This window comes from Rhodococcus sp. GQ147, from assembly GCF_059759155.1.
Genome location: NZ_JCAXDU010000008.1, coordinates 215,626 through 230,880, shown reverse-complemented (window position 1 = coordinate 230,880; position 15,255 = coordinate 215,626). Strand labels below are relative to the sequence as shown.

Annotated in this window: 12 protein-coding genes and 1 pseudogene; 8 read left to right on the top strand and 5 right to left on the bottom strand. The window is 67.2% G+C overall.

Features of this window, described 5'->3' with window-relative positions; all coding sequences use genetic code 11:
• From AC6CID_RS12195 to AC6CID_RS12185, 3 genes and pseudogenes are all read left to right on the top strand, one after another.
• Positions 1-120, top strand: a pseudogene (locus tag AC6CID_RS12195) (glucose-6-phosphate dehydrogenase (coenzyme-F420)); the annotation flags it as partial.
• Positions 121-140: 20 nt separating this feature from the next.
• The gene (pgi, locus tag AC6CID_RS12190) at positions 141-1,793 is read left to right on the top strand and encodes a glucose-6-phosphate isomerase (protein ID WP_217579449.1); all 1,653 of its coding nucleotides are present in this window, start codon (positions 141-143) and stop codon (positions 1,791-1,793) included.
• 3 nt (positions 1,794-1,796) lie between these two features.
• Complete coding sequence (locus AC6CID_RS12185; protein WP_039585051.1) at positions 1,797-2,096, top strand: WhiB family transcriptional regulator; 300 nt, start codon at positions 1,797-1,799, stop codon at positions 2,094-2,096.
• A gap of 13 nt (positions 2,097-2,109) precedes the next feature.
• Here AC6CID_RS12185 and AC6CID_RS12180 read toward each other — a convergent pair whose 3' ends face one another.
• Positions 2,110-3,513 (bottom strand): aminotransferase-like domain-containing protein, encoded by a 1,404-nt coding sequence (locus tag AC6CID_RS12180; RefSeq protein WP_039585050.1) that lies wholly within the window; start codon positions 3,511-3,513, stop codon positions 2,110-2,112.
• A 37-nt stretch (positions 3,514-3,550) separates the two neighbouring features.
• Between AC6CID_RS12180 and AC6CID_RS12175 the strand changes: the two genes are divergently transcribed.
• Together AC6CID_RS12175 and AC6CID_RS12170 are read left to right on the top strand one after the other, a co-directional pair.
• A complete protein-coding gene (locus AC6CID_RS12175) occupies positions 3,551-4,432 on the top strand; it encodes a DMT family transporter (RefSeq protein ID WP_006553753.1) in 882 nt (293 codons plus the stop codon).
• Between the two features lie 125 nt (positions 4,433-4,557).
• Positions 4,558-5,976, top strand: a complete 1,419-nt coding sequence (locus AC6CID_RS12170; RefSeq protein ID WP_033096414.1) for a glycoside hydrolase family 140 protein — start codon at positions 4,558-4,560, stop codon at positions 5,974-5,976.
• A gap of 28 nt (positions 5,977-6,004) precedes the next feature.
• Here AC6CID_RS12170 and AC6CID_RS12165 read toward each other — a convergent pair whose 3' ends face one another.
• The 3 genes from AC6CID_RS12165 to AC6CID_RS12155 form a co-directional block, all read right to left on the bottom strand.
• A complete protein-coding gene (locus AC6CID_RS12165) occupies positions 6,005-6,655 on the bottom strand; it encodes a TetR/AcrR family transcriptional regulator (RefSeq protein WP_019290814.1) in 651 nt (216 codons plus the stop codon).
• A gap of 401 nt (positions 6,656-7,056) precedes the next feature.
• Entirely contained in the window at positions 7,057-7,245 is a 189-nt protein-coding gene (locus tag AC6CID_RS12160) for a ferredoxin (protein ID WP_006553751.1), read from the bottom strand.
• Complete coding sequence (locus AC6CID_RS12155) at positions 7,242-8,534, bottom strand: cytochrome P450 (RefSeq protein ID WP_006553750.1); 1,293 nt, start codon at positions 8,532-8,534, stop codon at positions 7,242-7,244. Before AC6CID_RS12155 ends, AC6CID_RS12160 begins: the two co-directional genes overlap by 4 nt.
• A 733-nt stretch (positions 8,535-9,267) precedes the next feature.
• Between AC6CID_RS12155 and AC6CID_RS12150 the strand changes: the two genes are divergently transcribed.
• Positions 9,268-10,602 carry a cytochrome P450 gene (locus AC6CID_RS12150; RefSeq protein WP_033096344.1) on the top strand — a complete coding sequence of 445 codons (1,335 nt, stop codon included), beginning with the start codon at positions 9,268-9,270 and terminating at the stop codon, positions 10,600-10,602.
• A gap of 360 nt (positions 10,603-10,962) precedes the next feature.
• Positions 10,963-11,685 (top strand): M23 family metallopeptidase, encoded by a 723-nt coding sequence (locus tag AC6CID_RS12145; protein ID WP_498354004.1) that lies wholly within the window; start codon positions 10,963-10,965, stop codon positions 11,683-11,685.
• A 99-nt stretch (positions 11,686-11,784) separates the two neighbouring features.
• On the opposite strand, the gene AC6CID_RS12140 is transcribed toward AC6CID_RS12145, so the two are convergent.
• On the bottom strand, positions 11,785-13,755 hold the full coding sequence (locus AC6CID_RS12140; protein WP_094979993.1) for a M13 family metallopeptidase: 1,971 nt from the start codon (positions 13,753-13,755) through the stop codon (positions 11,785-11,787).
• A gap of 112 nt (positions 13,756-13,867) precedes the next feature.
• Between AC6CID_RS12140 and AC6CID_RS12135 the strand changes: the two genes are divergently transcribed.
• Positions 13,868-15,073 (top strand): serine hydrolase domain-containing protein, encoded by a 1,206-nt coding sequence (locus AC6CID_RS12135; RefSeq protein WP_064060479.1) that lies wholly within the window; start codon positions 13,868-13,870, stop codon positions 15,071-15,073.
• Positions 15,074-15,255: the final 182 nt, after the last annotated feature.

Sequence of the window (15,255 nt, the reverse complement as noted above, 5' to 3'; positions counted from 1 at the left end):
GCGGCGTATGTCGAGGCGGGGTTGAATCATCTGGTGTTCCACGCGCCGGGTCATGATCAGAAGCGGTTCCTGGAGTTGTTCGAACGGGACCTCGCCCCGCGCCTGCGCGCACTGGCGTGACGAAAGGCGTTGGCAGAAACATGGATACGGAAACACAGGATGTGACGACCACGGAGGCCTGGCGAGCCCTCGATGCCCATCGCGACGAGATCGCCGCGGTGTCCCTGCGGGAGCTGTTCGCGATCGAACCGCAGCGCGCGCAGGCGTTGACCTCGCACGCCGGGGATCTGGTGGTCGACTTCAGCAAACAACGTCTCACCGGTCGCACTCTCGAACTGCTCCTCCAGCTGGCGGAGCAGACGGGTGTGGCCGCGGCTCGGGAGGCGATGCTCTCGGGTGCGCACATCAACGTCACCGAGGATCGGGCGGTGCTGCACACCGCCCTGCGTCTGCCCCGCGATGCGCAGTTGATCGTCGACGGGGTCGATGTCGTCGCCGATGTCCACGCCGTGCTCGACCGGATGGGCGAGTTCACCGACCGCCTCCGCAGCGGCGACTGGCGCGGCGCCACCGGGCAGCAGATCACCACGGTGGTCAACATCGGCATCGGCGGCTCCGATCTCGGCCCGGCAATGGTCACCCGCGCACTGCGGCGCTTCCACGACGGGCCGGCGACGCGGTTCGTCTCCAACGTCGACCCCGCCGATCTGACCGCGGCACTGGCCGACCTGGACCCGGCGACGACCGTGTTCATCGTCGCGTCGAAGACGTTTTCCACCCTCGAAACCCTCTCCAACGCCACCGCCGCCCGCCGCTGGCTCGTCGACGCCCTCGGTGAGGACGCGGTGGCGAAGCATTTCGTCGCGGTGTCGACGCACACCGAGCGGGTGGTCGAGTTCGGCATCGACCCGGCGAACATGTTCGAATTCTGGGACTGGGTCGGCGGCCGCTATTCGGTCGGCTCGGCGATCGGGCTGGCGGTGATGTGCGCCATCGGACGCGAGCGGTTCGCCGAGTTCCTCGCCGGCATGCACACCATCGACACCCACTTCGCCACCACCGCCCCGGCACAGAACGCACCGTTGCTGGCGGGGGTGATCGGGGTGTGGAATGCGAGCATCCTCGGTTATCGGTCGCGCGCGGTGGTGCCCTATGCGCAGGATCTGGCGCGGCTGCCGGCCTATCTGCAGCAGCTGACCATGGAATCGAACGGCAAATCCGTGCGCGCCGACGGCACACCGGTGGTGTGTCCGACCGGGGAGGTGTTCTGGGGTGAGCCCGGTACCAACGGTCAGCACGCCTTCTTCCAGTTGCTGCACCAGGGCACCGAGATCGTCCCCGTCGACTTTCTCGGCCTGGCCCGTAGCGGCGACGACCTGCCGGCCCGCGACGGGCAGACCAGCATGCAGGTGTTGTTGCTGGCGAACATGTTCGCCCAGGCCAAAGTGTTGGCCTTCGGGCGTGATGCCGACGAGGTCCGCGCCGACGGCGTCGACGAGGCGTTGGTGGCGCACAAGGTGATGCCCGGGGATCGGCCGTCGACGACGATCCTCGCCCCGGAACTGACCCCGTCGGTGGTCGGGCAGATCATCGCCTTCTACGAACATCAGACCTTCGTCCAAGGCGTCGTGTGGGGGATCGACTCGTTCGACCAGTGGGGCGTCGAACTCGGCAAGACCCAGGCCACCGCCCTGCAGTCGGTGCTCGCCGGCGACGAGATCCCCGACACCGGCGACGCGTCCACCGACCACCTGATCGAGGTCTACCGCACCCTGCGCAACGGAGGGAGGTAGGACATGCCCGCGCTGAAGTTGCTCTATCTGCCGCCTCCCGTTACCGAGGAATGGGATTGGCAGATGGACGCGGCTTGTCGCGACGCAGACGGATCGTTGTTCTTCCACCCGGACAACGAGCGGGGCGACGCGAGGGAGAACCGGATAGCTTCGGCCAAGAAGGTCTGCGCTCGTTGTCCGGTGCGGGAGAAGTGCCTGCAGTACGCCCTCGATTCCGGTGAACGCTACGGGATCTGGGGTGGGCTCACAGAGGACGAACGCACCCGGGTGAGGAAGGCCCGCCGGCGCCGCACGAGCCGGTGACGTCCGCTCGCCCTCACCCGCCGGAGACGACTTTCCCGATGACCCGCGCGGCCTCCCGGAAGGCCGCCGGATTCGGTCCTGCGTAGTTGAGCCGGAGGTACTGACCGGTGGGCTCCGCCGGGAACCACTCGTCACCTGCCGCGACGAGCACCCCGGCGGCCTCGCACTCGTGCGCGACGGCCTCGGCGTCGACGTCGTCCGGGAGCCTGCCCCACAGGTTGAGCCCACCGGACGGTAGCCCGTCGACAGCCACATCCGGTGCGAGCTCACGAAGTTCGCTCACGAGAAGGTTGCGGCGCGATTCGAGCTCGCGCCGCACCGCCCGCAGATGGGTCTGCCATGCCGGCTGGGTGACGACGTCGAGCGCGACCGTCTGGAGAACGCCGCTCACATAGACGGATTCGGCCTGCACGTCGGCGAGGATGCGTTCGCGAGCCGGTCCACGCGCGACGATCGCCGCGACCCGCACCGACGGCGCGACACTCTTGGTCAGGGAGCGGACATAGACGACGTGGCCCGAATCGTCGCGGGCGAACAGCGGAACGGACGGGGCCGAGATCGCGAAGTCGTGGGCCCAGTCGTCCTCGATGACGAACGCTCCCGCATCGCGCACGACGTCGAGGACCCGCTCGCCGGTCGACGACGACCATTGCGCCCCGGTGGGATTCGCGAAGTTCGGTTGTGCGTAGAAGGCGCGGGCCCGGGTCCGATCGAAGGCGCGGGCCAATTCGTCGGGATCGGGCCCGTTGGGTCCGCTGGAAACCGGTGCGAGCTGCACGCCGGCCTTCGTGGCCGCGAGGATTGCACCCCAATAGGTCGGTGACTCCACGATGAGGGGATTACCGGCGCCGACGAGTGCGCGGAAGATCGACCCGAGCCCGCTCTGACTGCCGGGGGTGATGATCACGTCGCCCGCGGACGGCGGGGCCGTGCGCGCGTTCGTCGCTTCCGACAGCTCCGCGGCGAACCACTCCTGCAGTTCGGGAAGTCCTGCAGCAGGTGTCCGTCCTACGGCGGCGTCGCTGCGGGCTGCGCGTGAATATGCTCCGCGGACAAGGCGTTCGGGAAGCAGCGTGCGGTCGGGATAGCCGGAGTGGAGTGAGACCACATCGTTGGACACGGTGCGCAGGGCGGCGGAGGCGCGAGGCAACGAGGGAGCCGTTCCGAGCGCTTCCGTCTGCCAGCTGTGATCGATCGTGTTCGACGTGCGGATCCGGCGGACGAAGGTTCCCACACCGGTGCGACTCTCCACGAGACCCCGGGTCTGGAGTGTCTTCAATGCTTTCTGCACCGTGACGGGGCTGACGCCGTACTGCGCGACGAGCGATCTCGTCGACGGCAACCGGGCGCCGGGTGCTGCGGTGGCGATCCACCGGGTCAGTTCCGCGACGAGCTGGGAACTGCTACTGTTCGACATGAGATTGAAGAGTAGCGCTATTGTGTCCGGCAGGCCAGTGCTATCGTCCGATCCTCGCGGGCTCGCCTGGGGTCTGCTCGGCGTCGCAGGCTTCTCCCTGACCGTGCCGCTCACCCGCATCGCCGTCGAGAACGGGGCGATGTCACCGCTGTTCGTCGCCGCCGGCCGCGCGGTCGTCGCGGCGGTTCTCGCCGCTCTGGCGCTCGCGCTCACGGGGCAACGACTCCCGAACACGCATCAGTGGCGCAGGATCGCCGTCGTCACAGGTGGGGTGGTGATCGGATTCCCCATGCTCACCTCGTACGCCCTGACCATGGCACCGGCGAACCACAGCGCGATCGTCATCGCGATCCTTCCGGCTGCGACCGCGGTGGTCGCGGTGTTGCGGGCCCACGAACGGCCGCCCACCCCGTTCTGGGTCGCGGCGGGTGCGGGGACGGTCGCCGTCATGGCCTTCGCGGGCCTGCGTGGCGGAGGTGCCGCGGGATTCGGTCGAGCCGATCTGCTGTTGCTCGGCGCGGTGGTCGCCGCCGCCGTCGGTTACGCAGAAGGCGGGCTGCTGGCGCGGGAGATCGGTGCGTGGCAGACGATCTCGTGGGCACTGGTGCTGGGGTCACCGTTGATGGTGACACTCACCCTGGTCTCGCTCGCCGACGGACCGCCGCAGGGTGGGGTGACGCACTGGGCGTCGTTCGCGTACCTCGGCATCGTCAGCATGTTCCTCGGGTTCTTCGCGTGGTACCGAGGTCTGGCCATCGGGCCGATGGCTCGGGTCGGGCAGGTGCAACTGACCCAGCCGATCATGACGGTCGGCTGGGCCGCCTGGCTGCTGGGAGAACCATTGACATGGGCAGTGTTTGCGGGCGGTGCCGTCGTCGTGCTGTGCGCCGGCACCGCCGTCCGCGTCCGTCGGAATTGAACGTCGGTCCTTGTCGAGGAAGAAGTCCCCAGCGCGGGTTGTCGCCGACGACGGGTTCCGTGTTTTCGCTCGGAGCCACGATCTCCTCCGTAGCCTGGACGTACCACGGGCGCGGTGGGGTGACGATGAAACAGGCAGTCCTTGTGATGGTGTTGCTGCTGGTCGCGGCCTGTTCGAACGCGGGAGAGCAGGAACAGCGGACGAACGTCCCGGCGGTCGAAGCGGACTGCGATGCCGCCGACCACCGCTTCGTCTCGTCCGTCGGCGCCGATGGCCGCCATTTCGAGGATCAATACGGTGATCCCGTCCTCGTCCGCGGCGACTCGCCGTGGTCGGGGATGGCCGACTGGTCGCCCGAGCAGGCCGAGTTGTATTTCACCGACCGCGAGATCAACGGGTTCAATGCCTCGATCATGTCGGCGATCGTCGTGCCGGTGAACGGCGGCCCGAGCTACGAAGGCGCCACCTTCGACGGCATCGAACCGTTCGTCGACGGCGACATCACGCAGTGGAACGAGGTGTACTGGTCGCGTGTCGACGACTACCTCCGGATCGCGTGCCGCCACGGGAACACGGTATTTCTGTATCCGATGGACGGGTGGAACCTCACCCACGTCTTCGCGTCGACCACGCCGGAACAGGCCTTCGAGTACGGACGGCGGTTCGCGCAGCGGTACGCGGAATTCCCGAACATCGTCTGGATGACCGGCGGGGACTACTCACCGGAGGCGGAGGATCTCGCGGCCGGTGCCGAGTCGGATCTCGTGCTGCACGCGATGCTCGACGGGATCCGTGATGCCGGCTCCGACGCACCGTTCACGATCCAACTGGGGTGGGACAAGCTGCTGTCCACGGATCACCCGTTCTGGGAACCGGTCGTGGACTGGAACTTCGTCTACACCTACGCGCCCACCTATCAGGCCGTCCTGCAGGCCTACGAGCGTGCCGACGGAACCCGCGACCCGCGACCCGCACTGTTCTCGGAGGGCAACTACGAAGGTGAGAACAACCAGGAGGACACGGCACCGACCACCGACGAGACACTCCGACGTCAGGCGTTGTGGGCACTGACCTCCGGTTCGCCCGGCGAGTTCCGGGGTTCCGACGACTGGGAGTTCCCGGACGGGTGGGAAACCCGTCTGGATACTCCCGCTGTCGCACAGCTGCGAGCGATACGTGAACTGTGGCAGTCGTGGCCGTGGTGGGAGCTCGTGCCGGATATCGACGAACCGCTCGTCGTCGCAGGTCGCGGCACCCCGTGGACGAGTGACGAGATGATCGACGTTCTCGACGACGAGTACGTCACCGCTGCCCGGACACCCGACGGTTCACTCGCCGTCGTCTACCTTCCGACGCAGCGCACGATCCGGCTCGATCCTGCGTTGGTACCGGAGGAGGCGACCCTCGAGTGGGTCGACCCCGCCGACGCGACCGGGCCTCGGCAGCCGGCGACTTCCGACGAGAACGGCGACATCCCTATACCGGGGCCGAACACGGATGGAGACGGGGATTGGCTTCTCGTGATCACCGAGCGAGAGGGATGAACTTTGCTGTTCGAGAATGCTGCTCTCGTCAGCGGGCGGCGAATCCCTGCGAGCAGAAACTCCATACCTCGTCGGCCGAGATGAGAAGGGTCGTGGTGTCGTCGCCACCGCTCGACTGGGCAATGGACATCACGGTCTGCATTGTCATGGCGGCCATTCGCTTCGCGTTCGTTCCCTCGCGAAGGCTGCCCTCGGCATCGACCTTCTCCATCAGCTCCGTGAACAGCGTGAGCATCGGTGCGTGTGCGACCTTCACCTCGGCAGGATGGGTGAGCACCAGCTGCGGCGCGAGGTCGGTGAACAGGGGGCGCGGGGCCGCCGGATCGGGTCGGGACGACTCGAACAGCAGTTCCACTGCGACGCGTAGCTGATCGAGAGGATCCTTCTCGTCGGCGGCAGCGGCACGGATCTGATCGGCAGAGCGGCTCAGAGCATCCTCGAAGAGTGCCAGCAACAGCTCGTGCTTACCGTCGAATTGTAGGTAGAAGCTGCGAAGCGACTGCTTCGACCGGTCGACAACTTCCTGAACCGTGAAGTCGGTGCTGCCCTTTTCCGCGATGATCGCCTGTGCGGCATCGAGAAAGCGCTGAACGCGCTGCTCGGCGCGCAGCTTCGCGGTCCGGATGGAACGCTCCACCGCGCGCTGCTTCCAGGCCGGCTCTTCGCTGGCGCCCGTCACTGCCCGGATCGCCCTGTGTCGCGTGGAGTGGACATGGGGACACTGTACCGGAGGGTAGGGAGGCAACGCGGGGCCGTCCTTCCGCTTTCCGTCCGGACTCGAGACTGTTGCTATCAGAAAAAGAAACCTTGTTCTCATCCCGATACGGCTGATTCGGGGCCGGAAAGAGGCAAGTCGGAATGCGCACCCGGGACGCAATCCGCTGCCGTTCTCGCCATCCGCTGCGGCAATTCGCTGGTTGTCAGGATGGCCGTGAGACATCCTGACAACCAACGCGGGGATCGGAGCGCACCCGGCCCCCGTAGACGGGTCATTCCCCGCAAGAGGCTCGGGAGGTGGATTCTCTGCTGGAGAATGGAAGGCCGGACGCCGGACCCGTCGAAGAACGGCGCGCTCTGATCTCAGTCGAGCCGGATCGCCCTTTCGGGGCAACCCCCTGCGGCCTCCCGCACGGAGTCCTGGTGTTCGGCCGGGACCTCGGACATCAGGGTGACGGCGTATCCGCCGTCGCTCAGGTCGAAGACCTCCGGGCAGGCCGCGAGGCAGACGCCGTGTCCGCGGCAGGCGTCGTCGTCGACGACGACCTTCACTTCGACTCACCTTCCGCCGGCGTGTACTCGAGGTGCAGGGCGAGCAGGCCACGCAGGATGAAGGTCGGCAGGTAACCGAACTTCCGGTCGTCCTCGGGGCCGTGCACCTTCTCGGAGATCCGGATCTCGCTGGTGCGCTCGAGCAGGCGCGCGATGCCCACGCGTCCTTCGGTTCGGGCGAGCGGGGCGCCAGGACACGAGTGCACGCCGCGACCGAACGCGATGTGGGTGCGTGCGTTGCGGCGATCGATGTCGAACTCGTTCGGGTCGGAGAACTGGCGCGGGTCGCGGTTGGCGGCGCCGTTGACCAGCATCATGATCGTGCCGGCCGAGACGTCGACCCCGCCGACGGTGGTGGGAGTCTTCGCGAGCCGGAAGTCGCCCTTGATCGGGCTCTCGAAACGCAGCGTCTCTTCGATGAAGTTCGGGATGCGATCGGGCTCGCTGCGCAGGGTCTTCTGGAGTTCGGGCTGCTCGGCGATGATCCGCAACGCGGAACTCAACAGACGCACGGTGGTCTCCTGGCCGGCGGAGAACACGTTCGCGGCGATACGCAGGACGTCGTCGACGGGCGGCAGGGTGCCGTCGGGGAAGGTTGCGGTGGCGAGGCCCGTCAGCACGTCGTCGGTGGGGTTCGCGCGGCGGTCCTCGATGTACTGGCCGAACTTCTTGTACAGGAACTCGAGCGGGTTGAGCTTCAGCGTCTCACCCTCGGTGCTGCCGAGCGAGAAGCCTTTCTCCACTTGGATCTTCAGGCCCTCGATGAATTCTTGATGGTCACTCTCCGGCACGCCCAGCAGGTCGGCGATGACGAGCATCGCGAACGGAGCGGCGAAGCCGGTGATGTAGTCGCCCTCGCCTCGGGCGAGCAGATCGTCGAGGAGGCGGTCGGCGATGCGCTCGATGAAGGCCTCGTTCTCCTTGAGGCGCTTGGGCGTGATGAGCCGCATCAGCAGGCCGCGATGGTCGGTGTGCTGCGGGGGATCCATGGTGGGGAGCTGGTCGTTCATCGGCAGCGAGGGGCGGTGCTCCTCGATGAAGTCGGTGATGTCGTCGCTCTCGGGGCAGGCCGGAAGGCCGGAGAACGGACCGGTCACCGAGATACACGACGAGAAGGTCTGCTCGTCGCTCAGGACCTGGATCGCCTCTTCGTAGCCGGTGACCATCATGACGTTGTGGTGGGGTTCGCGCGTGACCGGGCATCCCTCGCGCAGGGCGTCGTAGTAGGGGTACGGGTCCTCGACGAGTTCCGGATCGGTGAAGAAGTTCTTCGTCTCGATGTCGGTCATGGTTCCTCCCGGGGCAGGCGGTGGCTGTGATGGAGTTCGGCTTCGCCACGCGGCGTCGCGCGCTCGAGTCCGTATCTCGACCGCACATCCAACCACGGGTTCGAAAGTTGGGCGCGAGAGGATCTTTCGTGCATTTCGGACTTGTGATGGATAACGTGACGACGATCGATGTGCTGTGTTCGATCTTGAAATGTGTGTAACCACAGAAGCGACAACATGCCCGTACTCGAGCCTCGGAAAGTTCGGGTACGGGCACGGGATGTGTTCATCGTCGGAATGTCCGATGGGTGACTTCACGCCGACGGTGGGTCGGTGGAGTCGACGGGAGGAAGAGCGACGCGACGACCTTTGCATCACGTTGTATCCGCGGATTAGCACCTCGCTGTCGCCGGCGATGATCACTTCCACACCGTCGCAGGGTTTTCCGACGGTCGTGGCGATCTGTTCGATGCGCACTGGGAAGCGGCCGACAAGGTGCTCTCGCGGCAAGCAGGCGCGCGGAAAATAGGGCGCAGGGGAAATCGGGACGGGTAGTTGTCACTGCAGCGCCGACCGTTTGCGCGCCTTGAAGACAGTTGCATGCCGTCCGAAGGCGTGCTTCTGTCCGCGGACCGTGCAAGCCTGCTCGTTCCGGGGTTGCGGTGATCTCCCTCTGCGGGTCCGGACGGACGTTTGGATGTGCTCCCGACGGGAAGCCTTCACAAGTCCTGCCCCTCCGACGCCGGGAGCACCTGTGCCTGCAACGACCGCGACCGTTTCGCCCACCGACGCCGCTCGGCTCCTCGGGCAGGTGGCCGTGCCGTTCGTGGCGGTGGGACCGATCGCTCGTCGGCGTTGGGCGATGAAGCTGCTCGAGAAGAACCAATCCGATGCCGGCGTGGTCCGCCTGGTCGCCGATCTACGGAAGCGGCACGGTGACGGACCGGTGGTCGTGCCGATCCCCGGCCGCACCCTCGCGATCGTCCTGACGCCCGAGGATGTGGACCGGATCCTGCGCACCGACACGGCATCGTTCACTGCGGCCAACAAGGAGAAGGTGGCCGCACTCAGCCCGTTCCAGCCCAACGGTGTGCTCATCTCCCGAGGGAACATCCGCGCCCAGCGACGCGCGTTCAACGAGTCGGTCCTCGAACCGGAACACGCCCTGCACCGTCTCGCGGCCGAATGGGTTCCCGTGATCGAGCAGGAGGCGCAGGATCTGCTCGAGCATGCGAGGTCGCGCGGTGAACTCGACGCTCCTGATTTCGTGAAGACCTGGTGGCGCCTCGTTCGGCGACTCGCGTTCGGCGACGCCGCCCGCGACGACGAGAGCATCACCGACCAGTTGTGGACGCTGCGCTCGAACGGGAACTGGTCGTTCGCGCATCCGCTCCGGCACCGCCTGCGCGATCGGTTCACCCAGAACCTGCACCGTCATGTCACGGCGGCTCCGTCCCAGAGTCTGGCCGGGGTGGTCCGGGACCTCGCAGCGCCGGCGTCCGTCGACCCGATCGGGCAGATGCCGCACTGGTTGTTCGCGTTCGACGCCGCAGGCATGGTCAGCGCCCGAACCCTGGCGGTGTTGTCGACCCATTCCGAGCAGCGTCTGCGCGTCGAGTCGGAATTGTCAGGAACCGAAGCCGGGACACCGCAGGTCTACGAGTACCTGCGGGCCTGCGTGCTGGACACGACCCGGCTGTGGCCGACCACTCCGGTGATCCTCCGGGACTCCGTGGAAGAGACCACGTGGAGCGACGGTGCGGGTGGTACCTCCACGATTCCCGCCGGTACGGGCTTCGTGATCCTGTCCTCGGCCTTCCACCGCTCCGACGACCTGCCGTTCGCCGACACCTTCGAACCCGAGATCTGGCTCGACGGCCGCGCCGAGCGCTATCCCGCGCTCGTGCCGTTCAGCGCCGGACCGACGGTGTGCCCCGGGCGCAGCATCGTGCTGTTCGCGGCGAGCACCTTCCTTGCGACTCTGCTCCGGTCCGCCGAGTTCACCGTGGTGTCGGATATGAAGCCGGATCCGGCGCGTCCGCTGCCCGCGACGTTCGACAATTTCGGTCTGCGTTTCGCGGTGCGGTAGGGCTCTCTCGGCTGGGGCCGCAATACCGCCTCGATACCCCCTCGGAGATCGTTTCCCCGTTATCCGATGGCGTGACGTCACTCACGGTTCACCCCGGTTTTGCGACCAACGCGTGAGGTCGATGGTGTCGATGTGAATCGAGTAGGGAGAATCGGGCGCTTTTTGTCCGATACCGGTCGGTTTGGAGTCAAGGCGACACGCTGAGTTCGTCAAAGGTCGAAGTACTCTGTGATGGAATCGTGACCCTTTCGTTACCGAGGGCCTGTCCCAGAGGAAACTGCTGTGATCCGAAATCCTGAATCCACCCACACCCGAGAAGCCACCGATCTGCGACGGCGCGCAACCCGCGCCGGCAGGTGGATGGCAGTCGCGGTCCTCGCGAGCGCCGTCACCGTCGGCGGAACGACGGTCGCGAACGCCGCAGGCGACCGGGTCCGCGTCGAGTCCGCCACCGCATGGACGGGCGCCGGGGAGAACCTCTCGACCGCACCGCAGGTGCTGAAGGTCACCGGTGTCGACGCATCGCACTACACCGAGAAGCTGAACCGCGCCGCCGAGAGGGAAGCACAGCGTGTCGCCGAGGCGATCGCTGCCCAGGAGGCAGCACAGCGTGCCGAGGCCGAGCGGATCGCCCGCGAGGCCGCCGAGCAGGCCGCTCGTGAGGAGGCCGCGCGTCGCCCCGCGCTCGCCTTCCCCGCTGCAGGAACGCTGACCTCGGGCTACGGTCCGCGCTGGGGGACCAACCACAACGGTATCGACGTCGCCAACTCGATCGGCACGCCCATCGTCTCCGTCACCGACGGCGTCGTGATCGAATCCGGTCCGGCCTCGGGCTTCGGCCTGTGGGTGCGCATCGCGCAGGACGACGGCACGACCGGTGTCTACGGCCACATCGATCAGTCCTTCGTCTCGGTCGGCCAGCACGTCCGCGCCGGTGAGCAGATCGCCACGATGGGCAACCGCGGCCAGTCCACCGGCCCGCACCTGCACTACGAGGTGTGGCAGCCGGGCGGCGCCAAGGTCGACCCCATCCCGTGGTTCCACGCGCGCGGCGTTCCGGTGCCGAGCTCGCACCTCGGCTGATCCGGTAGGCGACAGCCCGAGAACGGCCCCCGAAACGAACGCCCCCGAAACGACCACTGCCCCGACGCTGTCCGCGTCGGGGCAGTGTCGTGCGTGGAGTTACCAGATGCGCACGCGCTCCGAAGGATCGAGATACAGCCTGTCGCCCTCGGTGACGTCGAACGCCTCGTAGAAAGCGTCGATGTTGCGGATCACGCCGTTGCAGCGGAACTCCGGCGGCGAGTGCGGGTCGACGGCGAGGCGTCGTGACGCCTCCTCGTCGCGAACCTTCGTACGCCACACCTGCGCCCATCCGAAGAACACGCGCTGCAGGCCGGTCAGGCCGTCGATGACCGGCGCGGGCTTGCCGTCGAGCGCGATCTCGTAGGCCTTCAACGCGATCGACAGGCCACCGAGATCACCGATGTTCTCGCCGATCGTGAAGCTGCCGTTGACACGCTGTCCGGGAAGGGCCTTCGGCTCGAACTCGTCGTACTGCGCGATGAGGGCCGCGGTGCGCTTACCGAACTCCTCGCGGTCCGAATCGGTCCACCAGTTCTCCAGATTGCCGTCGCCGTCGTACTTCGCGCCCTGATCGTCGAATCCGTGGCCGATCTCGTGCCCGATGACCGCGCCGATACCGCCGTAGTTCGCGGCGTCGTCGGCATGCAGGTCGAAGAACGGGGGCTGGAGAATCGCGGCGGGGAAGACGATCTCGTTCATCCCCGGGTTGTAGTAGGCGTTGACCGTCTGCGGGGTCATGAACCACTCGCCGCGATCGACCGGACCACCGAGCTTGCCGAGATCGCGGTCGTATTCCGCGGCGTACCCGCTGCGGTAGTTGCCCACCACGTCGTCCGGGGTGATCGTCACAGCGGAGTAGTCGCGCCAGGTGTCGGGATAGCCGACCTTGGGGGTGAACTTCTCGAGCTTGCGCAGCGCGGCCTCGCGCGTGGCCGGGCTCATCCATTCGAGGTCGGTGATGGACTGCCGGTACGCCTCGGTGAGATTGTCGACGAGCACCTGCATGCGCGTCTTCGCCTCGGCGGGGAAGTGCCGTTCGACGTAGAGCTTGCCGACGGCCTCGCCGAGCAGGTCCTGCACGAGCGACACGCCGCGCTTCCAGCGGTCGCGGATCTCCTGCGTACCGGTGAGCGTACGGCCGTAGAACGCGAAGTTCTCGTCGACGAACGCCTCGGACAGGTACGGAGCCCGCGCGCGCAGCACCCGCCACACCGCCCAGGCCTTCCAGTCGTCGAGGTCCTCGTCGGCCCACAACGTCGCGAACGTCTCGAGGAAGCTCGGCTGACGAACGACGATCTCGGCCCACTGTTCGGTGGTCGCGCCGGTCGCGGTGATCCATCCCGTCCAGTCGAACTGCGGAAGATCGGTGCGCAGCGAGTCGAGGGTGAGCAGGTTGTAACTCAGGTCGGCGTCGCGACGCTTGACGACGTCCCAGTGCCCAGCGGCCAGCCTCGTCTCGAGCGCGACCACCTTCGCCGCGTCGTAGGGCAGGTCGGCGAGGGCGAACATCCGGCCGATGTGGGCGGTGTACTGGTCACGGATCTCGGCGTAGCGGTCCTCGCGGTAGTACGACTCGTCGGGCAGCCCGAGCCCGCCCTGCGAAACGTGCATCAGGTACCGCTCGGAGTTCTTCGAATCGGTGTCGACGTAGTGTGCGAGCGCACCCGTCACGCCGGCGCGCTGCAACCCGCCCAGTACTGCCGCGAGCGCGGCGCGGTCGGCAGCGCCGGAGACCGCCCGGAGTTCCCCGCGGATCGGATCGAGACCGGCTGCCTCGATCGTCGCGGTGTCCATGAACGAGGTGTACAGGTCGCCGATCTTCTGGGCGTCGGTGCCCGGCTCGGCGCCGGACGCCGCGGCCTCTTCGATGATGGTCCGCACGTCGACCTCGGCCTTGTCGGCGAGCGTGCGGAAGGCTCCGTCGAGCGCGCGGTCGGCGGGGATCTCGTGTTCGGCGAGCCATCGGCCGTTCACGTGTTCGAAGAGGTCGTCCTGGGGGCGGACCCGTTCGTCGACGTGTCCGAGATCGATGCCGGAGCGAATCTCCGAGTTCTGCGCGAGGGTCATGCTCCCATCCTTACACCGGAAGGACAGGTCGTGCAGTCACCCTGCGGACCGGACCGCCGCGGAAGTGGGAGAACACCCTCGGGAGCGTTTACATACTCCTACCATCGCCCTCATGACCGAAGGTTCCACGACGGAGCCGCCCGTGGCGACCCCGTCCACACAGATGCTGGTCGATCCGCGCTTCATGCCTGTCGCGGATCTCTTCTTCCGGATGTTCTACAAGCCGAGCCAGGGCGGCGGCGCTCTCGCCTGCTACCTGCACGGCGAACCCGTCCTCGACATCTGGGCGGGCTGGGCCGCACGCGACAAGCGGTGGACCCGCGACACCGTGGTGCTGTCGTTCTCCACCGGCAAGGGGGTGGCCAGCACGGTGGTGCACCGCCTCGCCGAGCGTGGCCTGCTCGACTACGACGCAGCCGTGGCCGAGTACTGGCCGGAGTTCGCCGCGGCCGGCAAGGAGACGATCACCCTGCGACAGCTCATGTCGCATCGCGCCGGACTGCACAGGTCCCGCGGTCTCGTGCCCGGCAGGGAAGGACTGCTCGATTCAGAGGCGGTGGCCGCCGCGCTCGCCGCCTCCCCACCCGATCCACGACGTTTCCACGGGCCGGGTTATCACGCCGTCACCTACGGCAACCTCGTCGCCGAGATCGCATCGCGCGTGACCGGGGTGTCCTTCCAGGAACTCGTGCGCACCGAGATCGCCGAGCCGCTCGGCACGGACGAGTTCTGGTACCACGTGCCCGAGGACCAACGGCACCGCATCGCCCGGGTGTTCCCCAAGGTCAACTTCCTGCCGGCACCGTGGACGACGGCGTCGGCGGTGCTGTCGCACGCGCCGGGCGTGCGGGGTCTAGCCGAGGCAGGCATGGCGGAGGGCTTCGACGAGTTGATGCGCAGTCCGTCCGCGCACGACGCCGTCATGCCGGGATGGAACGGTGTGTTCACCGCTCGGGCCCTGGCCCGCATGTACGCGGCGATCGCGAACGGCGGAGCGATCGACGGTGCCCGCCTGTTGAAGGAGGACACCGTCGGCCAGTTGCTCGAAGTGCAGACCCGGCAACGCGACTACGTCCTCGGCATCCGGCCCAACTGGCGGCTGGGTTACCACCCCGGATGGGTCGCCCTGAGGCAGCAGCCGCTGCGGTCGGTCGGCCACTACGGCTTCGGCGGCTCGGGAGCGTTCGCCGACCCGGAGACCGGACTGTCGGTCGCGTTCGTCACCAACCGCATGGGCAACACCTTCACCACGATCTCCGACGGCCGGTTCCCGAGGCTCGGCGCCGCGGCGGTGACGGCCGCGCGCAGAGCAGCGTGATCAGACGTCGACACCCACGTTGACCGCGGCGAGGACCCGGTCACCCTCACGTGCGGTGACCGTCGTCCCCGTCGGGTCGGGGATCGAGTCGGTGTCGTTGCGAGTGTCGCGGCCGCTGTGCTCGGTGTACGGCTCGACCGTCCTCGTTCATGATCTCTCCTCCGTGCGTCCTCGTTCCGACC